Source organism: Thiomonas intermedia (assembly GCF_002028405.1).
GTDB classification, from domain to species: Bacteria; Pseudomonadota; Gammaproteobacteria; order Burkholderiales; family Burkholderiaceae_C; genus Thiomonas; species Thiomonas intermedia.
In genome coordinates this window covers 2,890,125-2,913,833 of record NZ_CP020046.1, presented here as the reverse complement: position 1 = coordinate 2,913,833, position 23,709 = coordinate 2,890,125, and the positions used below count along the sequence as shown (strand labels likewise).

Annotated in this window: 21 protein-coding genes and 1 other RNA gene; 14 read left to right on the top strand and 8 right to left on the bottom strand. The window is 65.7% G+C overall.

Going from position 1 to position 23,709, the window contains the following annotated elements; genetic code table 11:
- The first annotated feature begins 156 nt into the window (after window positions 1–156).
- Window positions 157–954 carry an energy transducer TonB gene (locus BVH73_RS13625; RefSeq protein WP_079419515.1) on the top strand — a complete coding sequence of 266 codons (798 nt, stop codon included), beginning with the start codon at window positions 157–159 and terminating at the stop codon, window positions 952–954.
- Here BVH73_RS13625 and BVH73_RS13620 read toward each other — a convergent pair.
- A complete protein-coding gene (locus BVH73_RS13620) occupies window positions 947–2,578 on the bottom strand; it encodes an isovaleryl-CoA dehydrogenase (RefSeq protein ID WP_079419513.1) in 1,632 nt (543 codons plus the stop codon). The genes BVH73_RS13625 and BVH73_RS13620 overlap by 8 nt on opposite strands.
- Before the next feature lie 158 nt (window positions 2,579–2,736).
- On the opposite strand from BVH73_RS13620, the gene BVH73_RS13615 reads away from it, so the two are divergent.
- The 13 genes from BVH73_RS13615 to BVH73_RS13555 all read left to right on the top strand — a co-directional run bounded on the left by BVH73_RS13615 (window position 2,737) and on the right by BVH73_RS13555 (window position 15,649).
- Complete coding sequence (locus BVH73_RS13615; protein ID WP_079419511.1) at window positions 2,737–4,548, top strand: glycosyltransferase family 39 protein; 1,812 nt, start codon at window positions 2,737–2,739, stop codon at window positions 4,546–4,548.
- Entirely contained in the window at window positions 4,545–4,916 is a 372-nt protein-coding gene (locus BVH73_RS13610; RefSeq protein ID WP_079419509.1) for an SMR family transporter, read from the top strand. The genes BVH73_RS13615 and BVH73_RS13610 overlap by 4 nt, the downstream gene beginning before the upstream one ends.
- 10 nt (window positions 4,917–4,926) lie before the next feature.
- On the top strand, window positions 4,927–6,063 hold the full coding sequence (locus BVH73_RS13605) for a DegT/DnrJ/EryC1/StrS family aminotransferase (protein WP_079419507.1): 1,137 nt from the start codon (window positions 4,927–4,929) through the stop codon (window positions 6,061–6,063).
- Complete coding sequence (locus BVH73_RS13600) at window positions 6,060–7,082, top strand: glycosyltransferase (RefSeq protein ID WP_079419505.1); 1,023 nt, start codon at window positions 6,060–6,062, stop codon at window positions 7,080–7,082. The genes BVH73_RS13605 and BVH73_RS13600 overlap by 4 nt, the downstream gene beginning before the upstream one ends.
- Window positions 7,079–8,008 (top strand): formyltransferase, encoded by a 930-nt coding sequence (locus tag BVH73_RS13595; RefSeq protein ID WP_079419503.1) that lies wholly within the window; start codon window positions 7,079–7,081, stop codon window positions 8,006–8,008. The genes BVH73_RS13600 and BVH73_RS13595 overlap by 4 nt, the downstream gene beginning before the upstream one ends.
- Window positions 8,005–9,060 (top strand): bifunctional UDP-4-keto-pentose/UDP-xylose synthase, encoded by a 1,056-nt coding sequence (locus BVH73_RS13590; protein WP_079419501.1) that lies wholly within the window; start codon window positions 8,005–8,007, stop codon window positions 9,058–9,060. Before BVH73_RS13595 ends, BVH73_RS13590 begins: the two co-directional genes overlap by 4 nt.
- A gap of 27 nt (window positions 9,061–9,087) precedes the next feature.
- On the top strand, window positions 9,088–10,008 hold the full coding sequence (locus BVH73_RS13585) for a DMT family transporter (protein WP_079419499.1): 921 nt from the start codon (window positions 9,088–9,090) through the stop codon (window positions 10,006–10,008).
- Between the two features lie 67 nt (window positions 10,009–10,075).
- Window positions 10,076–10,174: signal recognition particle sRNA small type (ffs, locus tag BVH73_RS13580), an RNA gene on the top strand.
- Between the two features lie 162 nt (window positions 10,175–10,336).
- Window positions 10,337–10,666: a thioredoxin TrxA gene (gene trxA / locus BVH73_RS13575; RefSeq protein ID WP_079419497.1), complete on the top strand. Its 330-nt coding sequence runs from the start codon at window positions 10,337–10,339 to the stop codon at window positions 10,664–10,666.
- Between the two features lie 199 nt (window positions 10,667–10,865).
- Window positions 10,866–12,128 (top strand): transcription termination factor Rho, encoded by a 1,263-nt coding sequence (rho, locus tag BVH73_RS13570; RefSeq protein ID WP_079419495.1) that lies wholly within the window; start codon window positions 10,866–10,868, stop codon window positions 12,126–12,128.
- A 97-nt stretch (window positions 12,129–12,225) separates the two neighbouring features.
- The gene (locus tag BVH73_RS13565) at window positions 12,226–12,486 is read left to right on the top strand and encodes a type B 50S ribosomal protein L31 (protein ID WP_079419493.1); all 261 of its coding nucleotides are present in this window, start codon (window positions 12,226–12,228) and stop codon (window positions 12,484–12,486) included.
- Between the two features lie 104 nt (window positions 12,487–12,590).
- Entirely contained in the window at window positions 12,591–14,282 is a 1,692-nt protein-coding gene (locus BVH73_RS13560; protein WP_079419491.1) for a hypothetical protein, read from the top strand.
- 17 nt (window positions 14,283–14,299) lie between these two features.
- Window positions 14,300–15,649, top strand: a complete 1,350-nt coding sequence (locus BVH73_RS13555; protein WP_079419489.1) for an MATE family efflux transporter — start codon at window positions 14,300–14,302, stop codon at window positions 15,647–15,649.
- Between the two features lie 60 nt (window positions 15,650–15,709).
- On the opposite strand, the gene BVH73_RS13550 is transcribed toward BVH73_RS13555, so the two are convergent.
- From BVH73_RS13550 to dapC, 7 genes are all read right to left on the bottom strand, one after another.
- A complete protein-coding gene (locus BVH73_RS13550) occupies window positions 15,710–16,102 on the bottom strand; it encodes a DUF6858 family protein (protein ID WP_079419487.1) in 393 nt (130 codons plus the stop codon).
- 151 nt (window positions 16,103–16,253) lie between these two features.
- The gene (locus BVH73_RS13545; protein ID WP_079419485.1) at window positions 16,254–18,200 is read right to left on the bottom strand and encodes an ABC-F family ATP-binding cassette domain-containing protein; all 1,947 of its coding nucleotides are present in this window, start codon (window positions 18,198–18,200) and stop codon (window positions 16,254–16,256) included.
- A complete protein-coding gene (gene prmB / locus BVH73_RS13540; protein ID WP_245800349.1) occupies window positions 18,197–19,099 on the bottom strand; it encodes a 50S ribosomal protein L3 N(5)-glutamine methyltransferase in 903 nt (300 codons plus the stop codon). The genes BVH73_RS13545 and prmB overlap by 4 nt, the downstream gene beginning before the upstream one ends.
- A gap of 26 nt (window positions 19,100–19,125) precedes the next feature.
- Window positions 19,126–20,274 (bottom strand): succinyl-diaminopimelate desuccinylase, encoded by a 1,149-nt coding sequence (dapE, locus tag BVH73_RS13535; RefSeq protein ID WP_079419481.1) that lies wholly within the window; start codon window positions 20,272–20,274, stop codon window positions 19,126–19,128.
- Between the two features lie 30 nt (window positions 20,275–20,304).
- Window positions 20,305–21,456: a PilT/PilU family type 4a pilus ATPase gene (locus tag BVH73_RS13530; RefSeq protein ID WP_079419479.1), complete on the bottom strand. Its 1,152-nt coding sequence runs from the start codon at window positions 21,454–21,456 to the stop codon at window positions 20,305–20,307.
- Window positions 21,457–21,502: 46 nt separating this feature from the next.
- Window positions 21,503–22,324 (bottom strand): 2,3,4,5-tetrahydropyridine-2,6-dicarboxylate N-succinyltransferase, encoded by an 822-nt coding sequence (gene dapD / locus BVH73_RS13525; RefSeq protein ID WP_079419477.1) that lies wholly within the window; start codon window positions 22,322–22,324, stop codon window positions 21,503–21,505.
- Complete coding sequence (gene dapC, locus BVH73_RS13520) at window positions 22,321–23,532, bottom strand: succinyldiaminopimelate transaminase (RefSeq protein ID WP_079419475.1); 1,212 nt, start codon at window positions 23,530–23,532, stop codon at window positions 22,321–22,323. Before dapC ends, dapD begins: the two co-directional genes overlap by 4 nt.
- Window positions 23,533–23,709: the final 177 nt, after the last annotated feature.

The window sequence follows — 23,709 nt, the reverse complement described above, 5'->3', positions numbered from 1 at the left end:
GGATCGGCGGCCTGGCCGGTCGATCTGGGGCGTTGTCCGTGGCAAGGGCCTTGGCAGCCCCATTGCCCGTCCTTCGCGCCCCTTGGGGGTCACCGCAATGCGGAGACGCTTCAGGCGCACAAAATTTGTCAGATTATATTCACGCCGTTTGCTGTGATGAACACGATTTCCGCCCCCCCACTCTCCGCCCGGCCGTTTCCCCTGCTTGCGCTTGCGCTGGGGGTTCTGCTTGCCCACGCCCTGTTGCTGGCCTGGCTGCTGTTCACGCCCGCTCAGCCACCGGACAAGCCAGAGCAACGCCTGGAGTGGGTGACCTTGCAGAAGCCGCCACCCAGCATCGAGCCCACGCAGGCGCCTCACGAACCGGCGCCCAAGCCGCCGCCCCCTCCCTCCCGGCCGGCGCCCCGCCCGCATACGGCACCAGCCCGGCCCGAGCCGCAGCGACAGCCCGCGCATCAGACCGAACCCGCCCGCGCCAAGGCGCCTCCACCCGTGGAGACCCACGCCGCCGTCGCCCCGACGGCGAGGCCAGCGCCCCCCCTGCCCACCACGCCGAATCCTGCCCCTGCCGAGCCGAGAACGACGCCGCCAGCGCCAACCGAAGCCGTGCACACCCGCGCGCGCCCCGAGACCCTTGCATCCGCGCCGACCGCAGCCCCCCCCGTGGTGGAAACCGCGGCGTCCTATCAGGCCAACTATCTGGACAACCCGCCGCCGACCTATCCACAGTTGTCGCGCCAGTTGGGAGAAGAAGGGACCGCCCTGCTCAAAGTCCAGGTCGGCCCCGACGGACGGCCTCTGCAGATCCGGCTCATGTCGTCCACCGGCTTCCCCAGGCTGGATGAGTCCGCCGAGGCGACGGTGGCGAAATGGCGTTTTGTCGCCGCCACCCGCAACGGGCAGTCCATCACCTCCTGGGTTTTGGTGCCGATCAAGTTCCGCATTCTCAACTGAGGACCAGCGCCCGGCCCAACAGGGCATCCCCATCGACCGTGGGCGACAGCGTGCCGAAACCCCCGCCCCATGCGCCACCCAGGCGCGAGGCGCAAAACGCCTGCGCAACCGGCTCTGGCGCGTGCCGCAGCAGCAGCGCGGCCTGCACCGCGAGAACGAGGTCATGAGTGAACACCCGAGCCTGCCCGGGCGGCGTCTGGCCCTCACGCAGCGCGGCGGAGAGTCGACGCAGGTGCGCATCGAAAGACGCGTTGCGCCCCTGCGCGGGCTCAAGCTCGGCCATCAGCGCCTGGGCGGTTCGCTGGTTCTTGCCCAGGGCGCGCAACACGTCCAGGCACATCACATTGCCCGATCCCTCCCAGATGGAGTTCACCGGCATCTCCCGGTAGATGCGCGCCTGCACATCGTCTTCCACATAGCCGTTGCCGCCCAGCACTTCCATGGCCTCGGCCGCCAGTTCGGCCCCGCGCTTGCAGACGCGGAATTTCGCGGCGGGCGTGAGCAGCCGACGCAGCAGCGACTCGGCCTCGTCGTGCTGCGCGTCGAAAGCCTGGGCCAGCCGCATCGCCAGGGCGATGGCCGCCTCCACGTCCAGCGCCATGTCGGCCAGAACATTGCGCATCATCGGCTGATCGATCAGCGCCGCGCCAAACGCCCGGCGATGCCGCGCATAGTGCACCGCCTGACTGAGCGCCTGACGCATCAGCCCCGTCGTGCCCAGCACGCAATCGAGCCGGGTATAGGTGCCCATTTCCAGAATGGTGGGAATCCCCCGCCCCTCCTCGCCGAGCAGATGTCCCCAGGCGCCCTGAAACTCCACTTCGGACGAGGCGTTGGAGCGGTTGCCCAGCTTGTCCTTGAGCCGCTGGATCAGCACCGGATTCCTGCTGCCGTCAGGGGCCCAGCGCGGCACGAAGAAGCAGCTCAATCCGCCCGGTGCCTGGGCCAGCACCAGATGGGCGTCGCACTGCGGCGCGGAGAAAAACCACTTGTGGCCGGTCAGGCGGTAGCCGCCGATGGCATCGGGTTCAGCGCGGGTGGCGTTGCTGCGCAAGTCCGAGCCACCCTGCTTTTCGGTCATGCCCATGCCGATCAGTCCCCCACGCTTCTGCGTCAGCGGCAGGTCGCGCGGATCGTATTCGGGGCTCAGCAGGACGGGCAGCGCCTCGCGCATCAGCCCCGCATCACGCGCCAGGGCCGGAATCGCCCCGTAGGTCATGGTGGTCGGGCACATCGACCCCGCTTCGATCTGGGTCTGCAGGATGAAGCCGGCGGCGCGCGCCGCATGCGCTCCCGGCCGCGGCTGCGCCCACGGCCCCGTGTGCAGACCGCGCCGGGCGATGTCGGCCATCAAGGCATGCCAGGCCGGATGAAAGTCGATCTCGTCGAGGCGATGGCCGCGCGCGTCAAAGCCGCGCAGCCGCGGCGGGTACTGGTTCGCCAGATGCCCTTGCGCAAAGCTGGCCGCTGTACCGAGATCTTCGCCCTGGCGCACGAGGCCTGCCGCGGCCCAGGCGGCGTCCGCCCGTTCCAGCGCCTCACGCAAAGCCGGATCGGCAGTGAACAGGTTGTAATCCTGCAAGGGTGGGGCCTGATTGGTCACGGTATGGGTGGGCCAGGTCATGTCGTCTCCAGACTGTCGTGCGTTCGTGTGCGTCCCTGTGCGGCGCATTGCACTCTTTCCCTCAGTGGTCCGCAAGGTCTGCCCCGTTACCATGGTCGGCTACCACCACACGCTTGTCGCCACACCCCGGCCCCGGGTCGCACCCTGGCCCCCCGTTCATGTCGCATTCCTCGCAAGACTTCACTTCCCCGAATTCCGGCCCTGGCCGCGGCCTGACGCGCTGGCTGTTTGTCGGACTGGTCATCCTCTGGCTGGGCACACTGGGCTGGCGCGACCTGGTACCCACCGATGAAGGGCGCTACGCCGAGATTCCGCGGGAAATGGTGGTGTCGGGAGACTGGGTCACGCCGCGGCTCGATGGCTTCAAATATTTCGAGAAGCCGCCCCTGCAGTACTGGGCGACGGCCGTGAGCTACGAACTGTTCGGCTTCGGCGAATGGCAGGCCCGGCTGTGGACCGGACTGACCGGGCTGCTCTCCATCGTGTTCGTCGGCTGGGCGGGCAGCCGCCTGTTCAACCGGCGTGCCGGGCTGTTCGCCGCCGGCGTGCTGGCCAGCCAGTTCTACTGGAACGCGATGAGCCACATCAACACGCTGGACATGGGCACCGCGGCGACGATGTCTGCCAGTCTGATGGCCTTCCTGCTGGCGCAGCGGCCCGATGCGAGTCGCGCGCAGACGCGCAACTGGATGTGGGCCTGCTGGGCCTTCATGGCCCTGGCCATGCTGTCCAAGGGCTTGATCGGCATCATGCTGCCGGGTGCCGCGCTGGTGCTCTACACCCTGATCTACCGCGACTGGAAGCTGTGGACCCGGCTCTATCTCATCAGCGGCCTGCTGATCTTTCTGGCCATCGCCGCGCCCTGGTTCATCTGGGTACAGGTGCGCAATCCCGAGTTCTTCGACTATTTCTTCATCTACCAGCAGTTCACCCGCTTCCTCACCGACGAGTTGCACCGGCCTGGGCCCTGGTGGTATTTCCTGCCCATCCTGATTCTGGGCATCCTGCCCTGGCTGGGCAGTCTCGTCCCGGCCCTGATCGGCGGGGCGACGCAACCGGCGCAGCGCGGCGCGGCGTTCGGCAGCGCGCAGGGGCGCACGCTGCACGCCCAGGGCATGCTGGTGATCTGGGCGGTGTTCATCTTCGTGTTCTTCAGCATTTCCAAATCGAAGCTGCCGTCCTACATCCTGCCCATCTTCCCTGCCCTGGCGCTGCTGCTCGGCGACTACCTCGACCGGGCACGCCGTGGCGCCCTGCGCTGGCAGTTCGCCTTGCTCGCGCTCATCGGGCTGGCGGCAATGATCGGCCTCACGCAATTGCACCGGCTGGGCAACGCCACCACGCCGGGGGCGCTCTATCAGCAGTTCGGCTGGTGGCTGGAAGGCACGGCCGTGCTGGCGCTGGTCAGCGGGCTCATTGCGTGGCGCTGGGAATCGCAGGGTCGGCGCTGTGCGGCGGTGATGGTGGTCAGCGTGGCGACGACGCTGGGGTTCTCGCTGGGCATCCAGCAATTCCAGATTCTGGGCAGCACGGCCTCGACCAAGAACGTGGTGAGCGCCATCCAGCCCTGGATTCATGCCGGGCAGCCGTTCTACGCGGTCGGCACCTATGACCAGACGCTGCCCTTCTACCTCGACCGCACGGTGACCCTCGTGGAGTATCAGGGCGAGCTGCATTTCGGCATCGCGCAGCAGCCCGGGCTGTGGGTGCCCACTTACGCCGATTTCGCCCGACGCTGGCATGAAGACAAACAGCCGCTGGCGCTGATGTCGCCATCCGCGCTGCCCGCACTGCAGGCCCTGCATCTGCCCATGACGGTGATCTATCGCGCGCCGCGTTTCGTCGTGATCGCCAAACCGGGACAGGACTATGGCGCGGCCGCCGGCGCAGCGGCCGCACGATTGCCCGCGGGCTGGAACGCAGGACCGTCGCTCGTGCCACCCGTTCCAGACAACGGAGCGCAACGATGAGCGCGGTGGCCTTTGCCCTCGTGCTCACCGGCGTGCTGCTCAATGCCGCGGCCCAGCTGCTCATCAAATCGGGCGCGGAAACGGTGGGGCGCTTCAGCTTCACCGCGGGCAACATCTGGCACGCCGGGCTGCATTTCGCGCTGCAATGGCAGATTCTGCTGGGGCTGACGTTCTACGCCGTCTCGGTCGGGGTGTGGATCCTGGCGCTCACCCGGGTGCAGGTCTCCATCGCCTATCCCATGCTGTCGCTCGGCTATGTGGTGACCGCCTTTGCGGCGTGGTGGCTGTTCGGCGAAGCGCTCACGGCCCAGAAGCTCCTGGGCATTGCCGTCATCATCGTGGGCGTCGTCATCGTCGCCCGAGCCTGATCGCACCCCCATGAACCCTCAAGACATTCTTCCCTTCACCCGCCCCGACATCGACGAAGAGACCATCGCCGGCGTCGTTGAAGTGCTGCGTTCGGGATGGATCACCACCGGGCCCTGGTGCGCGCGCTTCGAGCAGGCGCTGTCCGAGCACTTCGGTGGTCGCCCGGTGCTCGCCTATGCCTCAGGCACCGTCACCATGGAGGTCGCGCTCAGGCTGCTGGGCATCGGCCCGGGCGATGAAGTCATCACCACGCCGCTGTCCTGGGTGGCGACGAGCAATGTGATTCTGGCGGTCGGTGCCACGCCGGTGTTCGTCGACATCGATCCGGTCACCCGCAATATCGATGCGAGCCGCATCGAAGCCTCCATCACCCCGCGCACGCGGGCGATCCTGCCCGTCCATCTGGCCGGCTTGCCCGCCGACCTGGATGCGATCTACGCCATCGCCGAGCGCCACCGTCTTCGCGTCATCGAAGACGCGGCCCAGGCCATTGGCAGCCTGTGGAGGGGGCAGCGCATCGGCAGCTTCGGCGACTTCGCCTCGTTCAGCTTCCATCCGAACAAGAACATCACGTCCATCGAAGGCGGATGTCTGGTGCTGCCGGCCGATGCCGACATCGATCTGGCCCGCAGATTGCGTCTGCAGGGCGTGCAGCGCAGCGGGCTCGACGGCATGGAGGTCGATGTCGTCGGCGGCAAGTCCAACCTCACCGACGTAGCCGCGCGCGTGGGCTGGGGGCAGCTGCAGCGTGTGGAGGCCTTCAACGCCCGCCGCCGCGATCTGGCGCAGCAGTACTTCGCCGCGTTCGACGCCCTGGGCATCGAGGCGCGGGGCATTCAGCTGCCGCCGCGCGATTTCGCGCAAAGCAACTGGCATATGTTCCAGATCGTGCCACCGCCGCAGGTGCGGCGCGCCGCGCTGATGCAGGCGCTGAAAGACCGCGGCATCACGACGGGCGTGCACTACCAGCCCATCCACTTGTTCAGCCTCTACCGCGCCCGCGGCCTGCGCCCCGGCGACTTCCCCGAGGCAGAACGCATCGGGGCGTCCATCCTCACCCTGCCGCTCTTCCCCGCCATGCGCGACAGCGACGTGGCCCGGGTGACGTCCGCACTCGACGCGGTGCTGCGACAATTCGGCCTATGACCCTGCATCCTCACCCTGCCGTTTCGGTGGTTGTCCCCGTCTACAACGAAGAGGCCGGACTCGCCGCCCTGTTCGCCCGTCTCTACCCCGCGCTCGATGCCCTGAACGAACCCTACGAGATCCTGTTCGTCAACGACGGCAGCCGCGACCGTTCCGCCGCCTTGCTGGCCGCGCAGCAGAGACTGCGCCCTGACGTCACCCGCGTCGTGCTGTTCAATGGCAATTACGGCCAGCACATGGCCATCCTGGCCGGCTTCGAACACACGCGCGCGCCCATCGTCGCCACCCTCGACGCCGACCTGCAGAACCCGCCCGAGGAAATCCGCCATCTCGTGGCCAAGATGCGCGAGGGCTACGACTACGTCGGCACGATACGCCGCATGCGCCAGGACAGTTGGTTCCGCCGCAACGCCAGCCGCCTGATGAACTGGACGCGCGAGAAGATCACCAGCGTGCGCATGACCGACCAGGGCTGCATGCTGCGCGCCTATGGCCGCGACGTGGTGGACACCGTGAATCGCTGCACCGAGGCCAACACCTTCGTTCCCGCACTGGCCTACACCTTCGCGCTCAAGCCCACCGAGATCGAGGTGGCGCACGAGGAGCGGCTGGCGGGCGAATCCAAATACTCGCTGTTCAAGCTCATCCGGTTGAATTTCGACCTGGTGACCGGCTTCTCGCTGGTGCCGCTGCAGATCATGTCGTATGTCGGCATCCTGCTGGCGCTGGCCTCGGGCGCTTTGTTCGTGCTGCTGATGATCGACCGCATTCTGTTCGGCTCGCAGGTCCAGGGCGTCTTCACTCTGTTCGCCATCACCTTCTTCCTGCTGGGCGTCGTGCTGTTCAGCATCGGGATTCTGGGGGAATACATCGGTCGCATCTACGAGCAGGTGCGCGGCCGTCCGCGCTATCTCGTCCAGGGCGTGCTTCAGGACCTGCCGCCGGAGCCAGGTGTGTTCGTCCCCCACCCGTCTGCTTCGGCCCGCGCCGAACAACCCTCTCCCGTCACGCTGCCGTGAAAGCCGTCGTCTTCGCCTATCACAATGTCGGTGTGCGCTGCCTCAAGACGCTGCTGGCGCGGGGCGTGCAAGTGCAACTCGTCGTCACCCACCCGGACAGCCCGACCGAAACCCTCTGGTTCGATCGCGTGGCCGATGTCGCCGCCGAGGCGGGCATTCCCGTGGCCCTGGTCGATGAGGCGGTGGAGGAAGCGATCATCGACCGCGTCGTTGCGCTCGCCCCAGACTATCTGTTTTCCTTCTATTTCCGCCGCATGCTGCCCGCGCGGCTTCTGGCCGCAGCGCGGATCGCCGCGCTGAACATGCACGGCTCGCTGTTGCCCAAATACCGGGGCCGTGTGCCCGTGAACTGGGCGGTCCTGCACGGCGAGACGCAAACGGGCGCCACGCTGCACGTCATGGAGGCCAAGCCCGACGCGGGCGACATCGTGGCGCAGCAGGCCGTGCCCATCCTGCCCGACGACACCGCCCGGGACGTGTTCGACAAACTGACCGTCGCGGCCGAGATCGCGCTGTGGGAGGTGCTGCCGCAACTCCTGCGCGGCGACGTCCCGCGCCAGCCCAACGATCTGGCAGCCGGGAGCTACTTCGGTGGCCGCAAGCCAGAAGACGGCCGCATCGACTGGGCCCGTACGGCCGAATCGGTCTACAACCTCATCCGGGCGGTCGCCCCGCCCTATCCCGGCGCCTTTTTCGAGGCAGGAGGCCACCGCTTCATCGTCGCCAGCGCCCGCCGTGCCGCGCCCGCGCTGGCCGCGCAGATCGCGAAGGACGCGGCTCCGGGGCCGCACGTCGTCGGCGCTCACATCCTGGCCAAGACCGGGGATGGCGGCGTGCTTCACCTCGTCGAACTCTGGGCGGCCGATCGCCCTGGCGTCCCGCTCGACTCAGCCCCTTTTTCGGAACTCGCAAGACTGCAATCATGAAAAAAATCCTCATCCTCGGCGTCAATGGCTTCATCGGCCACCATCTGTCCAAGCGCATCCTCGCCACCACGGACTGGCAGGTCTACGGCATGGACATGAACACCGACCGCATCGATGACCTGCTGCCGAATCCGCGCTTCAAGTTCTTCGAGGGCGACATCACCATCAATAAAGAGTGGATCGAATACCACGTGCGCAAATGCGACGTGATCCTGCCGCTGGTGGCCATCGCCACGCCGGCCACTTACGTGAAGGCGCCGCTTCGGGTGTTCGAACTCGACTTCGAAGCCAACCTGCCCATCGTGCGCGCGGCGGTGAAGCACAAGAAACATCTGGTGTTCCCGTCCACCTCCGAGGTGTACGGCATGTGCACCGACGCCGAGTTCGATCCTGAGAACTCCCAGCTGATCTACGGCCCGATCAACAAGCCGCGCTGGATCTACGCCTGCTCCAAGCAACTGATGGATCGCGTGATCGCCGGTTACGGCCAGCAGGACGGGCTGAACTACACCCTGTTCCGCCCCTTCAACTGGATCGGCGCCGGACTGGACACCATCTTCTCCGCCAAGGAAGGCAGCTCCCGCGTGGTGACCCAGTTCCTCGGTCACATCGTGCGCGGCGAGACCATCAGCCTGGTCGACGGTGGCCACCAGAAACGCGCCTTCACCGACATCGACGACGGCATCGACGCGCTGATGAAAATCATCGACAACAAGAACGGCGTGGCCAGCGGCCAGATCTACAACATCGGCAACCCGGCCAACAACCATTCGGTGCGGGAACTGGCCGACATGATGCTGCGCCTGGCTGGCGACATGCCCGAGTACGCCGAATCCGCCAAGGCCGTCAAACTGGTGGAAACCAGTTCGGGCGCCTACTACGGCAGTGGCTACCAGGACGTACAGAATCGCGTGCCCAAGATCGCCAACACCATGCACGATCTCGACTGGGCGCCCAAGGCTGACATGCAGACCGCCCTGCGCAAGATCTTCAATGCCTACCGCGGCCAGATTGCCCAGGCCCGGGCGCTGATGGAAGAAGCCGGAAACTGAAGCGCCGCGAGCGCCTCACGTCCTCGCTTGGAAACGCGCAAGCCCCTCGATCCTCTGGCCATCGGCCTCATGCTTCTGCTCTGTCTCGTCTGGAGCCTGCAGCAGATTGAGCTCAAGGCCACCGCGCAGGACATCTCGCCCATGCTGCAGATCGCCCTGCGCTCCGGCGGGGCAGCCTTGCTGGTAGGTCTGTTGATGCGCGCGCGCGGTCAAGCCGTGCTTCCCACGGGCCCGTGGCGGCAAGGCTTGATCGTTGGCGCCCTCTTTGCCAGCGAGTTTCTCTTCGTGAGCGAAAGCCTGCGCTACACCTCGGCAGCCCACCTCGTGGTCTTTCTCTACACCGCGCCGGTCTTCGCTGCGCTGGGACTGCACTGGAAGCTCCCCTCCGAGCGACTGGCTGCGCTGCAGTGGGTGGGCATCGTCCTGGCCTTCTGCGGTATCGCCGTGGCCTTTCTCAGCGGCGAGCACCGTGCGGCGAATGCCCACGCTTCGGCGCTGATCGGTGATGCGCTGGCCCTTCTGGCCGGCATCGCATGGGGTGCCACCACAGTCATCGTGCGCACCACCCGTCTCTCAACCCTGCCTGCCGCGCAGACGCTGCTTTATCAACTCCTCGGCGCCTTTGTGCTGCTGCTGCCCGCTGCTTTCCTGTTTGGTCAAACCACGTTTCATCCCACGCCTCTTACCCTGGCAGGCCTGTTCTTCCAGACCGTGATCGTGTCCTTCGCGAGCTTTCTGGCCTGGTTCTGGCTGCTGCGCCATTACCTGGCCTCGCGCCTGGGCGTGCTGTCCTTCATGACACCGCTGTTCGGCGTCATGCTCGGCGCGTGGCTGTTGCAGGAGACCATCCAGCCCGGCTTTCTGACCGGTACCTTGTTGATCCTGCCCGGCATCGTTCTGGTGAGCGGCTATGGCTGGTTCAAGCAACTGCTTCCGTTACGACGCTGAAGTCGCGCTGCGCGCCGCCCTCCCTGTCGCGACGACGGACTGCTCGATTCGATCTAGAATGCGCGCTGACGGGCCGCCTCGCATCGCGGCGCGGTGAACTTGGTCAGGCCGGGAACGGAGCAGCCACAGCCGTTTACCGTGAGTGCCGGGGGAACGGCTCGTCACCCTCACATCTCCTGATTGCCCACCTGCTGCGTCACAGCTTGGTTGATCATCGGCAATCTCCAGGTTCTTGCCCCGACTCTGATGCTGGATCCATTGGGTACGGTCAGCGCCACAGTGGCAACTTGTGTCAAAATCCCCATCAAATCTTTCTATCGAGGTGACCATGGCTAGCGAACTGATCAAACACACCAATGACGCCAATTTCGAGCAGGATGTGCTGAAGTCCGGCGTTCCCGTTCTGGTGGATTTCTGGGCCGAGTGGTGTGGCCCGTGCCGCATGATCGCGCCCACGCTGGACGAGATGGCCAGCGAGTACCAAGGCAAGCTGGCGATCATGAAAGTGAACGTCGACGAGAACCGCTCCATTCCCGCCAAGTTCGGCATTCGCGGCATTCCGACGCTGCTGCTGTTCAAGAACGGCGAGCTCGCAGGCAACAAGGTTGGCGCCGCCTCCAAATCCCAATTGACGGCCTTCGTCGACGCGCATCTATAATTTCCGGTATTGCGTGGTCACCACACCGCGCAATACTTTTTGACTGAACAGCCGTTCCAGGCCGTATCAGCCGCCGTGATACCCAGTCCACGGCCCCGTCCCACCTTCACGGTTCCATTGGCCGCAACTTCGTGCCCAACTGAGGCACGCACCGTCTGACGACGATGTCCGGCGCAGCCTCCCCTCCCGAGTTTTCACCATGCATCTGTCCGAACTCAAAGCGACGCACGTCTCCAAACTGCTCGAAATGGCGCAGTCCCTGGAGATCGAGAACGCAAGCCGACTGCGCAAGCAGGAATTGATGTTTGCCATCCTCAAGCGCGTGGCCCGCAATGGCGAGCAGGTCTTCGGCGACGGTTGCATGGAAGTCCTGCCCGACGGTTTCGGCTTTTTGCGCGCGCCCGAATCCAGTTACATGGCATCGCCCGACGACATCTACATTTCGCCGAGTCAGATCCGCCGCTTCAACCTGCATACCGGCGACTCGATCGAAGGCGAAGTACGGGTCCCCAAGGACGGCGAGCGCTACTTCGCGCTGGTCAAGGTGGATCGCGTCAACGGCGTGACCCCTGAGGAGAACAAGAACAAGATCATGTTCGAGAACCTCACGCCGCTGTTCCCCACGGAACATCTGCGTCTGGAACGCGACATCAAGGGCGAGGAAAACATCATCGGCCGGGTAATTGACATCATCGCCCCGATCGGCAAGGGCCAGCGCGGCCTGCTGGTCGCTCCCCCCAAGAGCGGCAAGACCGTGATGCTGCAAGCGCTGGCTCATGCCATCACGTCCAACCACCCTGAAGTGGTGCTCATCGTGCTGCTGATCGACGAGCGTCCGGAAGAGGTGACCGAGATGCAGCGCTCGGTCCGTGGCGAGGTCGTCAGTTCCACCTTTGACGAACCCGCCGTGCGACATGTGCAGGTCGCCGAAATGGTGATCGAGAAGGCCAAGCGTCTGGTCGAACTGAAAAAGGACGTGGTCATCCTGCTCGACTCCATCACCCGCCTGGCTCGGGCCTACAACACCGTCGTGCCGACCTCGGGCAAAATTCTCACGGGCGGTGTGGATGCCAATGCGCTGCAGCGCCCCAAGCGATTTTTCGGCGCTGCGCGCAATATCGAAGAGGGTGGGTCGCTGACCATCATCGGCACCGCGCTGGTCGATACGGGCAGCCGCATGGACGAAGTCATCTACGAAGAGTTCAAAGGCACCGGCAACATGGAAATCCATCTGGATCGCCGCCTGTCGGAGAAGCGCGTGTACCCAGCCATGCTCATCAACCGCTCGGGCACGCGCCGCGAAGAACTGTTGCTCAAGCCGGAAATCCTGCAGAAGTCCTGGATTCTGCGCAAGCTGCTCTATCCGATGGACGAGATTCAGGCCATGGAGTTCTTGCTCGACAAGATGAAACAGACCAAGAACAACGCCGAATTCTTCGATCTGATGCGTCGAGGCGGTTGAGCCCAACGCAAAATCTGCGACAATACCGTGTTTTGCCAAGTACCGACAGCGCACCTTTCAGACCTGTCGGCGGCTAGCGTTTGATCTAGGAACCCCCATGAAATCAGGAATCCACCCCCAATACCGCGAAGTCTGCTTCCTCGACCTGTCGACCGGCTCGAAGATCCTCATCTCGTCCACCGCGCAGACCCGCGAAACCGTCAAGCTCGACGACGGCCGTGAAGTGCCGCTGTACAAGGTTGAAACCAGCGCCGAATCGCACCCCTTCTACACCGGGCAGCAAAAGAGCGTGGATACACTGGGCGGCCGCGTCGAGAAGTTCCGTCAGAAATTCGCCAAGGCGGCAGGCAAGGCCTGAGCGCCTGCCTCGCCAAGGGGTTGTTCGCAACCCCGAAGCCACCTCCAACAACGGGCAGCTAGGCTGCCCGTTGTTGTTTTCATCCTTCCTTGACCTGATACGCCATGAGCTCGCCGTTTTCTCACGGACAGACCCGCAGACCCGCGGCGCGCCCAGCGCTGCAACCGGGCGCCGTAGGAAAACTGCCTCGTCCGCTGCTGCTGCTGCTCTGTGCGGCGTACATCCTGCCCGGATTTCTGGGACGCGACCCCTGGCGCACCGACGGACTGAGCTTTGCGGTGATGTGGCAGATGGCCCAGGGTGCAACGTCCTGGTGGCACCCTGTCCTGTACGGCCACGCGATCAGCGGAGGGTGGCTCGCCCACTGGCTTGGCGCCGGATCGATCCAAACCCTCGGAGGCTGGCTAGGTCCCATCCTCGCCTCGCGGGTGCCGTTCATGCTGGCGCTGGCTGCCAGCATGAGCCTGACGTGGTACGCCGCCTTTCATTTCGCCCGCCACGACGACGCCCAGCCTGTGCGACCCGCATTTGGTTCCCCCATCGACCCGAACGACTATGCACGCGCCATCGCCGATGGCGTGCTGCTCACCTTGCTGGCCACACTGGGCCTGCTGGGACGGGGCCATGAGGCATCGACCCAGGTCGTCCAGCTCGCCGCCGTCAGCGCCGTGTTGTTGGGCGTGTCCTTGCTTCCGCGCAAGCCCTGGAAGGCGGCGGGCTGGATCGCGGCCGGTTTGCTGTGCCTGGCGTTGACGGCAGCAGGCTGGTTTGCTCTGCTTCTGGCCGTCGCACTGGTCATGCTGTTGTGGGAGAGTCTGCTCGTCGGCAGGAGCTGGGCGGTCGCACTGGCGCTGGCCGTGGGCATGATTGCAGGTTTGTGGGCCGAGTCCCGCCTCGGATGGTCCATGCACGGAGCGTGGCCCGATCTGGCAACCCTGGGCGACTTCTTCCGCATCGGACTTTGGTTCACCTGGCCCGCCTGGCCCCTGGCGGCCTGGGCCTTGTGGCGCTGGCGCGAATCCCTGCTGGCCTGGCACCTGCGAACGGCGTGGGCGCTGGCCTTGCTGGCCTTGCTGAGCGCGCTGGCCTTGGGCAACAACGACAAGGTCTTTCTGCTGGCCCTACCCCCGCTGGCCCTTCTTTCCGGGTTTGCCCTGCCGGTCATGCGCCGCGCAGGCCTGGCTGCCATCGACTGGTTCGCGGTGCTGTTCTACAGCCTGCTGGCCCTGGTCGTGTGGGTGATGTGGCTGGCCCTGTTTGTCGGCTGGCCAGCCAAGCCTGCGGCGAATATCGCGCGGCTGGCGCCGGGTTTTCACTTCAGCCTGGACCCCATCGCCCTCTCCCTCTCGCTGGTGGCCACCCTGGCCTGGGGTGCCGTGGTGCTTTGGCGAACCGGGCGTCATCGCCACCCCCTTTGGAAGGGCATGGTGCTCTCGGCAAGCGGCGTCACCCTGGCCTGGGTGCTGGTCGGCAGTCTCTGGATGCCGGTTCTGAACTATGCGAGTACCTACCGCAATGTCGGGCGAGCCTTGGCGCACACCGTCCGCAGCGCCAGCGCCTTGTCCATGCAGGTGGGCAGACCGTGCCTGCAGTCTGTGGGCATCGACCTCACGAGCCAGGCCTTGATCGGCTATTGGAGCGGACTGGATTTCTCGCGCTCGCAGGACGCCGTGTGCCCCTACGCGCTGGGAACACGCGCCCCGCTGGCCGCCTCCGAGTGGCGGCTGATCTGGCAGGGTGGTCGTCCGGGGGACCGTGGCGCGACCTTCTACCTGTATCAACGGCTTTCGCCCTGAGCTGAAGGACGTTTGCCGTGCGTTCCCTGCGCGATCTGTTGCGTCTGGCCGTGAGCGTGCTCATCGGACAGCTTGCGGTCATCGGCTTCGGCGTGGCCGACACGGTGATGCTGGGCCATTACGCCTCGACGTCCAGCCTCGCCACCCTGTCGGTCGGCCAGGCGATCTACATCACCTTGTTCGTGTCGCTTTCGGGGGTCACCCAGTCACTGCTGCCCACCCTTGGACGCGGCTTCGGCGCGGGCCATCCCGATGCCGTGGGCGCCAGCTTCCGCCAGGGACTGTGGCTTGCCGCGGGACTTTGCGCCTTGGGCGTGGCCGTTCTGCTCTGGCCTCAGCCCCTGCTGGCATTGACCGGACAGGCCAGGGATGCCACGGTCGATCGCTACCTGGCCCTTCTCGCGCTGGGATTGCCGGCCGCTCTGGCGTTTCGTGTGCATGCGGCACTCAGCCAGGCGATTTCGCGGCCCCTGCTCACGGCCGCCCTGCAGATCGGCGGACTCGGACTCAAGCTTCTGCTCAACGCGGTGTTCCTGCTGCCCGATCGCTTTGGCCTGCACGGCATGACGCCAATGGGCGCCGAAGGCTGCGCCTTGGCAACCGTGCTCACGCAATATGGCCTGCTGGCCGTCGCAGTGCTGCAGCACCGCTACAGCGCCGCGCTGCGCCCCTATGCCGCGCTCTCGCGCTGGGACTGGCCGGACGGGTCGGCGCAGGCCCATCTGTTGCGGCTGGGCGGCCCCATCGGTCTGAGTCTGCTGGTCGAGGTGTCCGCCTTCACGTTCATGGCGCTGTTCATCGCAAGGCTGGGCGACACGGTGCTGGCGGCCCATCAGATCACCGCCAATTTCGCCACGGTGCTCTACATGCTGCCGCTCTCCATTTCCATCGCCACCGGCTCGGTGGTGGCACAGCACCTCGGCGCCGGTCACACCCGCGCGGCACGACATACGGCCTGGAGCGGCGTGGGCGCCGCGGCGCTGCTCTCCATCGGTCTGGGCCTGACGGTCTGGCTCGAGCGAGGCCGCATCATCTCCTGGTACACCGCCGATGCGCAGGTGCAGGCGGTCGCCCATCACCTGTTCCTGTTCATCGCGCTTTATCAGGTGTTCGACGCGGTGCAGTCCACCAGCGCCTTCATCCTTCGTTCGTATCACGTTGCCGTGCTGCCCAGCGTGCTGTATGCCCTCTCGCTTTGGGGCATCGGGCTGGGGGGAGGCTATGTCATGGGCTTCAACAGCCTGGGCATCACCCCGCCCGCCTTGCAGGGCGCGGCAGGATTCTGGATGGGCAACACCACCGGCCTCGCGGTCGCCGCGAGCTGCTTTGCCTTGCTGCTGTGGCGGGTGGCTCGGCGGCCCTCCTGAGACCGGGCTCACCTGGGAATGCCGCACCTATGGTCGCGGCATGACCTTTCGACGAAAGCCTCAGTCGGCGTTTCGCAGGCCCTTGGTCCAGGCTTCCATGGCCTCGTTTGCCGGGGCCATGGGCGCTTCGAGAAAGGTGATGACGAACTTGTCGCCGAGGTCTGCAATGCCGATGGAGCGGGGACGCACGGCCAGCACCAGAGGGTTGGGCAAGGCGATGCCGAAGCAAAAGATCACCTCGGCGGCCGCCTTGATCTCCGGGGCGATGGTGCCGCCGATCTGCGTCGTGTGCGCGTAGTGATCGAACACGCCGATGAACTTCACCTTGGGGTTGGCGGCGATCTTGTCCTTGAAATAGGCGATCACATCGTCGACCGTGGCGTGACGCGTCTCGGCCTTCGGGATTTCGGCGACATAGACGGGGTACTTTTCCTGCAGCAGGGTTTGTTTCATGAGGGCTCCGGTCGCGCCCGCGCGGGCGGCCGCGCGGAGTGAGTAAGAAGAAGGGAAAGGAAAGTCGAGCAATCTACTCGGATAAACAGATCCACCTATCGGCATGGATCAATTTTTGCGACGTTCCTGCCGGGCAGATGCAGCCGCTTGCTCAGGCGGACTGCAGCGCTTCCAACTGCGCTCCGAGTTCGAGCCAGCGTTCTTCCAGGGGGGCGATGCGCTCGGCCAGCGCATGGTGGCGCCTGGACTGTTCCACCCGATCCGCGGCGGGCGTGTCGGGATGCGCCAGCGCCGCCTCCAGATCGGCGCGCTCCGCTTCGAGCCGATGCAACTCCAGCTCCACGCGCGAGAACTCAGCCTTGATCGGCTTGAGCTGCTGCGCACGCTGCTGCCGCTGCTCCGCCTGCTGGCGGCGCGCTTCCTTGCGATCGACGCTGGCAAGCGGCTCTCCAGGGCCCTCGGGCGATGGCGGCTTGTCCTGCGCCGCGCTCTGGCGCTGCGAGGTGCGCGCCAGCGCCCACTGTTGGTAGTCATCGAGACTGCCGTCGAAGTCTTGGACCTGCCCATCCGCGACCAGCCAGAACGCGTCGCAGGTGGCGCGCAGCAGGGCGCGATCGTGCGAGACCAGCAGCACCGTTCCGGCGAAATCCTGCAAGGCCATGGCGAGCGCTTCGCGGGTGGGCAGGTCGAGGTGGTTGGTGGGTTCGTCCAGCAGCAAGAGATTGGGGCGCCGCCAGATCACCAGGGCCAGGGCCAGACGCGCCTTTTCCCCGCCGGAAAAACTGCCGCAGGCCCGCGTCATCATGTCGCCGTCGAACTGATAGCGGCCGAGCCAGTTGCGCCATTCCTGCTCGGACGTATGGGGCGCGATGTCGCGTGCCAGCCGCTGCATGTGCTGCAGCGGCGTCTCGTCCAGTCGCAGCACGTCCACTTCCTGCTGCGCGAAGTAGCCGATCACCAGCCCCTTGCCTTCCCGGCGCTGCCCCGCACGCAGGGCCAGCACGCCGGCCAGTGTTTTCACCAGCGTGGACTTGCCCTGCCCGTTCGCGCCGAGGATGCCGATGCGCTGCCCGCCGGTGATCTCGCGCGCCACGCCGCGCAGCACGGGAGGCTCGCCGTAGCCGCAATCGGCCTCGCTCAAGGTAAGCAACTGCTGCGGCAAGCTCACGGGCTCGAGCATCTCGATACGCAGCGCGCCGCTCAGATAGACCGGCGCCAGCCGCTCCATGCGCTCCAGGGCCTTCATCCGGCTCTGGGCCTGCCGCGCCTTGGTCGCCTTGGCCCGGAACCGCTCGACAAAGCGCGTCAGCCGCGCAATGTCCTGCTGCTGACGGGAAAACGCGGCCTGCTGCTGCAGAAGTTTCTCGGCCCGCTGCTCTTCGAACAGGGTGTAGTTGCCGCCGTAGCGGGTGAGCTTGCCACCGTCCAGGTGCACGGTCACGCGGCACACCGCATCGAGAAATTCGCGGTCGTGTGAAATGACCAGCAACAGGCCGGGATAGCGCGCCAGCCATTGCTCCAGCCAGACCAGGGCATCCAGGTCGAGGTGATTGGTCGGCTCGTCGAGCAGCAGACAGTCGCTGGGGGCGAACAGCGCCTGGGCCAGCGCCAGTCGCATGCGCCAGCCACCAGAAAAATGCATCACCGGCTTGCGCAGCTCGGCCACGCTGAAACCCAGCCCGAGCAGCAAGGCTTCGGCACGGGAGCGGGCGGTGTAACCGTCCGCCAGCTCGAAGGCATGCTGCGCTTCGGCCAGGGCATGGCCCGCCGCCTCGTCGTGCTCGGGCGCCTGCATCGCGGCCTGCACGGCCTGCTGCGCCGCTTGCAACGCCAGATCGCCGTGCAGCACGAAGTCGACGGCCGTGTCCTCGGAATCGGGCACATCCTGTGCCACGGTGGCCAGACGCCAGTGCGCGGGTTTGTCCAGCCCGCCAGCGTCTTCGTGCAAATCGCCGAGCAAGAGGGCGAACAACGACGACTTCCCGGCTCCGTTCACGCCGACCAGGCCAACCTTGTCACCTGGGTGCAGGGTCAGGCTGGCCTGGTCGAGCACCACCTGGATGCCGCGGCGCAAAACAATATCGGTCAGCCGGATCATGCGACGAACGCTTCGCGCAGGTCGTGCGCCAGCAGCACGCAGACGCCTTCGGCATGCAGTTCGGTCTCCAGCCAGATCGCGGGCAGCGACGGGAATGTCGCCTCGAAGGCCGCACGCTCGTTACCGACTTCCAGCACCACGACGCCATGATCGGACAGATGGGCAGGCGACCTCTGCAGAAAGCGCCGCACCAGATCCATGCCGTCGGCGCCGCCCGCGAGCGCCAGCGACGGCTCGTGCCGGTATTCCTCGGGCAAGGTCTGCATGCTGGCGGTGGGCACATAGGGCGGGTTGCACAGCACCAGGTCGTAGACCTGAGAGGGCGCAAACGCGTCCCAGAGATCGGAGGCGAGGAGGTGCAGGCGCGTCTGCAGCGCGTAGTGCCGCCGGTTGATCTCGGCGACGGCCAAGGCGTCCGGCGAGAGATCGGCCGCGTCGACCTCGGCCTCCTCCCAGGCCAGTGCGGCCAGGATGGCCAGACAACCCGAGCCGCAGCACATATCGAGCACGCGGCGGGGCGGCTCCATCAGCCAGGGGTCGAGCGCGCCCTCGTCGAGCAATTCGGCAATGAAGGAACGCGGGACGATGACGCGCGGGTCGACCGCGAAACGCAGCCCCACCAGCCACGCCTCCCCGAGCACGTAGGCCATGGGCTGCCGAGTCGTCATGCGCTGAACCGTCAGCGCGTGCACCCGCTGCGCCTGCTCCGGGCTCAGCGCCTGCTCGGCGTGCTCGGCAAACGACGGTGCTTCGGTGGCGGCAAGGCCGGCCACATGCAGCACCAGCCAGGCGGCCTCGTCTTCGGCGCTGGCACAGCCATGCCCGTAGTCGAGATTCGCGGCTTTGAGAGCCTGTGCCGACAGCGCCCAGGCTGCGCCCAGGGTTCGAGCAGACGACATCAGCGTTGTCGGTTCCGCGGGCAGCGTCATGCCACCAAGGCCTCGAGGGTGCGGCGGTAGATGTTCTTGAGCGGATCGATCGCGTCCACCTCGACCCATTCGTCGATCTTGTGAATGCTGGCGTTCACCGGGCCGAACTCGACGACCTGAGGGCAGATCTTGGCGATGAACCGGCCATCGGACGTTCCCCCGGTGGTGGACAGCTCGGCCTCCAGACCGGTCTCGGAGCGGATGGCCGTCTGAAGCGCGGAAGAGAGCGCGCCGGGCGCCGTCAGGAAGGGCTCGCCGCCCAAGGTCCAGTCGAGGGTGTAATCAAGCGCATGGCGGTCGAGTGTGGCGTGGACCTCCCGCTTGAGCTGATCGGGCGTGGATTCGGTGGAGAAACGGAAGTTGAAATCCACCACCAGCTCGCCCGGAATGACATTGGTCGCCCCGGTGCCCGCATGGATGTTGGACATTTGCCAGGAAGTCGGCGGGAAGTGGGCATTGCCCTCGTCCCAGCGCAGGGCCGCGAGCTCGGCCAGCGCAGGCGCGGCAAGATGAATGGGGTTGCGGGCCAGATGCGGATAGGCGATGTGTCCTTGCACGCCGCGAACCGTGAGCCGGCCGGAGAGCGAACCACGCCGCCCGTTCTTGATCACATCGCCCAGTGCCGACGTGGAGGTGGGCTCGCCCACGATGCACCAGTCCAGACGCTGGCCGCGCGCAGCCAGCAGCTCGCACACCTTGACCGTGCCATCCCGCGCCGGACCTTCCTCGTCACTGGTGAGCAGAAAGGCGATGGCATGGTTCGGCTGGGGATGCGCGGCCAGAAACTCCTCCACCGCAACCACCATCGCCGCCAGAGAGGTCTTCATGTCCGCGGCGCCGCGGCCGTACAGCCTGCCGTCGCGCACCGTCGGGGTGAACGGCGGGCTCTGCCACTGTTCCAGCGGCCCGGTGGGCACCACGTCGGTGTGACCGGCGAACACGAGTACCTCGGCATCGGGCTGCGAGCCCGGGCGCAGGGCCCAGAGATTGGTCACGCGAAAGTCGGCCGGCCCGCTTTCCACGGTTTCGCAGACGAAGCCCAGCGCGTCCAGGCGGTCGCGCAGCACGCGCTGGCAGCCCCCGTCCAGTGGCGTGATGGAGTGGCGGGAAATCAGGTCGTGGACCAGGGTTTGAGTGGGAGACATGCGTAAAGGGGGAGCGCCTGAACAGCGCCTTCAGCGCGGCGAGTCCAGGTCGAGGGTGATTTCGGTGAATGAGGGCGTATCGTCTTCGATGGCCTCGGCGGGCGCGGCCTGTTTGCGCAGGGTGGCGTCGTTCTCCAGGCGCCAGAGCAGATTGGTCGGCGAATCGGCGTAGGCCAGCGCTTCTTCACGACTGACCACGCCGTCGATCACCATGGTGGCCAGCGCCTGCTCGAAAGTCTGAGAGCCTTCGGCCATGGATTTCTCCATCGCCTCCTTGACGCCAGAGAAGTCGCCCTTCTCGATCAACTCGCGCACGAGCTGGGTGTTGAGCATGATTTCCACCGCAGGCGTCAGCCCGCCGGCGCTCGCGCGCAGCAGCCGCTGCGAGACGATACCCCGAAGACCCGAGGCCATGTCGTTGAACAGCGCGGCCCGTTGATCCATCGGATAGAAACCGACGATGCGGTTGAGCGCCTGATAGCTGTTGTTGGCGTGCAGCGTAGCCAGGCAGAGATGGCCCGACAGGGAATACTGCAGCGCCGCACTCATGGTCGCCTGATCGCGGATCTCACCGATCATGATGCAATCAGGTGCCTGACGCAGCGCGTTCTTCAGTCCGACCGCGAGCGACTCGGTATCGATGCCGACCTCGCGCTGATTGACAATCGACTTGCGGTTGGAGAACAGGTATTCGATGGGTTCTTCCAGCGTAAGAATGTGGCCGGTCTTGTTGGCATTGCGATAGTCGATCATCGCCGCAAGCGTCGTGCTCTTGCCCGCCCCCGTGGAGCCCACCATGAGCAGCAAGCCGTGCTTTTCCATCACCAGATCGGCCAGAACTCCAGGCAGATTCAGCGACTCCAGCGCCGGAATTTCGCCGGGAATGTAGCGCACCACCATCGCCACACTGCCGCGCTGGCGGAACGCGCTGATCCGATAGCTGCCCAGGCCAGGCCGCGGCAGACCGATATTGAGTTCGCCGGTTCGCGTGACTTCGGCCGCCCGCTCATGCCCCACGGCTTCGGCCAGCAGACGGAAGGGTTCATCCGGCGTCAAGACCTGCCGGTTCACGGCCACCGCATGTCCGTTGATGCGGATGAGGATGGGGGCGTGCGGACTGATGTAGATGTCGGAGGCCTTTTTCTCCGCCATCAGTTTGAACAAACGCTCCATTGCCGACATACATCCCCCTTGGTGTTGGTGACCGTAATCTTGGTGCGCAGCGCCGTCAGGCCCGCAGCAGTTCGTTGATGCTGGTCTTGGAGCGCGTCTGGGCGTCCACCCGCTTGACGATCACCGCGCAATACAAGCTGTACTTGCCGTCGCTGCTCGGCAGGTTGCCGCTGACCACCACCGAACCCTCGGGAATGCGGCCATAGCTCACCTCGCCGGTGGCGCGGTCGTAGATCTTGGTGGATTTGCCGATGTAGACCCCCATCGAGATGACGCAGTTGTCTTCGACGATCACGCCTTCCACCACCTCGGAGCGCGCACCGATGAAGCAGTTGTCGCCGATGATGGTCGGGTTGGCCTGGATCGGCTCCAGCACCCCGCCAATGCCCACGCCGCCAGACAGATGCACGTTCTTGCCGATCTGGGCACAAGAGCCCACGGTCGCCCAGGTATCGACCATCGTGCCCTCGTCAACATAGGCGCCGATGTTCACATAGGAGGGCATCAGCACCACATTGGGCGCGATGTAAGACCCATGCCTGGCCACCGCCGGCGGCACCACGCGCACGCCGGTGGCGCGCATCTGGGCTTCGTCGAGGTTGTGAAACTTGGTCTGCACCTTGTCGAAAAAATGCAGATCACCCGCCTGCATGGCCACGTTGTCATGCAGGCGAAAACTCAGCAGCACGGCCTTTTTCAGCCATTGATGAGTCACCCACTCGCCACCGAAGCGCTCGGCCACACGCAGCTTGCCGACGTTGAGCTGGTCGATCACGTGGCCCACGGCCTCGCGCAACTCGGCCGGCGCGTTGGCCGGGCTGTATTCGGTACGGTTTTCCCAGGCCTGGTCGATGAGGGTCTGCAGTTGTTGCGTCATGGTGAGGGTCTTTGTGAGTGGATCAGTTCAGAACAATAGGCGGCGATACGGCGGGCTGCTTCGACGCATTCGTCCAGCGGAGCGACCAGGGCCATGCGGATGCGTCCGCGCCCCGGATTGGCGCCGCCCTGCTCGCGAGCCAGATAGCTGCCGGGCAAGACGGTGACATTGTATTTTTCGAGCAAGCCGCGGGAGAACTGTGCATCGTCGCCCGGCGTGGCCGCCCACAGGTAGAACCCGGCATCGGGCAGGCGCACGTCCATCACCGGCTGCAGCAGGGGCAGCACGGCGGCGAATTTCTCGCGGTACAGCGCACGGTTGTGCTCGACGTGCGCCTCGTCGTTCCAGGCGGCCACACTTGCCGCCTGCACCGCTGGCCCCATGGCGCTGCCGTGGTAGGTGCGATAGCGGGTGAACGCCGCGATCAGCTCCGCGTCCCCGGCGACAAAGCCCGACCGCAGGCCCGGCACATTCGATCGCTTGGACAGCGAGGTGAAGTAAACGAGATTGCGGAAATCCGTCCGCCCCAACTGCCGGGCCGCTTCCAGTCCGCCCAGCGGCGCCTGCGGCCCAAACCAGATTTCCGAATAGCACTCGTCGCTCGCAATGACAAAGCCGTGCCGGTCGGAGAGTTCGAACAGCAACCTCCATTCCTCCAGAGGCATCACCGCCCCGGTCGGGTTCCCCGGCGAGCAGACGTACAGAAGCTGGGTGCGCTGCCAGACTGACTCGGGCACCGCCGCCCAGTCCACCGCGAAGTTGCGCTGCGCGTCCACCGCGGCGAAATAGGGCTGCGCCCCGGCGAGCAGCGCCGCCCCTTCGTAGATTTGATAGAACGGATTCGGGCAAACCACCGTGGCTGCGGCCTTGTCCGCATCCACCACGGTCTGCGCCAGGGCGAACAGCGCCTCCCGCGACCCGTTGACCGGCAGCACCTGGCTCTGCGGGTCCAAATTGACGCCGTATCGGCGCTGCGCCCATTGCGCACAGGCCTTGCGCAACTCCACGCCTCCGATCGTGCTGGGGTACACCGCCAGGCCCTCCAGATGCGCGGCCAGCGCCTCCTGAATGAAAGGCGGGGTGGGATGCTTGGGCTCACCGATGCCCAGGCTGATCGCCGACCACTGCGATGAAGGCGTCACCCCCTGGTGAAGCAGACGCAGTTTTTCGAACGGATAGGGCTGAAGCTGGGCGAGACGAGGGTTCACGAGAGGCGCGGGGGCGGAAAAGGAAGGGCGCCGCCATTCTACGGAGCGCGGTCGCGAGGCAAAGCGCGGAAAGAAACAGAAATTTTCAATCGGCCGGGCGACTGACTGTCATCAAGGCGTCGAGCCCGGCGTTACCCGCAAGAGAACCCTGTTTTTGACCAGAACCGACCCGCCTGA

Coding starts and splice junctions, on each gene's coding strand:
- BVH73_RS13625 (WP_079419515.1), top strand. CDS start 157: ATGAACACGATTTCCGCCCCCCCACTCTCCGCCCGGCCGTTTCCCCTG.
- BVH73_RS13620 (WP_079419513.1), bottom strand. CDS start 2,578: ATGACCTGGCCCACCCATACCGTGACCAATCAGGCCCCACCCTTGCAG.
- BVH73_RS13615 (WP_079419511.1), top strand. CDS start 2,737: ATGTCGCATTCCTCGCAAGACTTCACTTCCCCGAATTCCGGCCCTGGC.
- BVH73_RS13610 (WP_079419509.1), top strand. CDS start 4,545: ATGAGCGCGGTGGCCTTTGCCCTCGTGCTCACCGGCGTGCTGCTCAAT.
- BVH73_RS13605 (WP_079419507.1), top strand. CDS start 4,927: ATGAACCCTCAAGACATTCTTCCCTTCACCCGCCCCGACATCGACGAA.
- BVH73_RS13600 (WP_079419505.1), top strand. CDS start 6,060: ATGACCCTGCATCCTCACCCTGCCGTTTCGGTGGTTGTCCCCGTCTAC.
- BVH73_RS13590 (WP_079419501.1), top strand. CDS start 8,005: ATGAAAAAAATCCTCATCCTCGGCGTCAATGGCTTCATCGGCCACCAT.
- trxA (WP_079419497.1), top strand. CDS start 10,337: ATGGCTAGCGAACTGATCAAACACACCAATGACGCCAATTTCGAGCAG.
- rho (WP_079419495.1), top strand. CDS start 10,866: ATGCATCTGTCCGAACTCAAAGCGACGCACGTCTCCAAACTGCTCGAA.
- BVH73_RS13565 (WP_079419493.1), top strand. CDS start 12,226: ATGAAATCAGGAATCCACCCCCAATACCGCGAAGTCTGCTTCCTCGAC.
- BVH73_RS13560 (WP_079419491.1), top strand. CDS start 12,591: ATGAGCTCGCCGTTTTCTCACGGACAGACCCGCAGACCCGCGGCGCGC.
- BVH73_RS13550 (WP_079419487.1), bottom strand. CDS start 16,102: ATGAAACAAACCCTGCTGCAGGAAAAGTACCCCGTCTATGTCGCCGAA.
- BVH73_RS13545 (WP_079419485.1), bottom strand. CDS start 18,200: ATGATCCGGCTGACCGATATTGTTTTGCGCCGCGGCATCCAGGTGGTG.
- prmB (WP_245800349.1), bottom strand. CDS start 19,099: ATGTCGTCTGCTCGAACCCTGGGCGCAGCCTGGGCGCTGTCGGCACAG.
- dapE (WP_079419481.1), bottom strand. CDS start 20,274: ATGTCTCCCACTCAAACCCTGGTCCACGACCTGATTTCCCGCCACTCC.
- BVH73_RS13530 (WP_079419479.1), bottom strand. CDS start 21,456: ATGTCGGCAATGGAGCGTTTGTTCAAACTGATGGCGGAGAAAAAGGCC.
- dapD (WP_079419477.1), bottom strand. CDS start 22,324: ATGACGCAACAACTGCAGACCCTCATCGACCAGGCCTGGGAAAACCGT.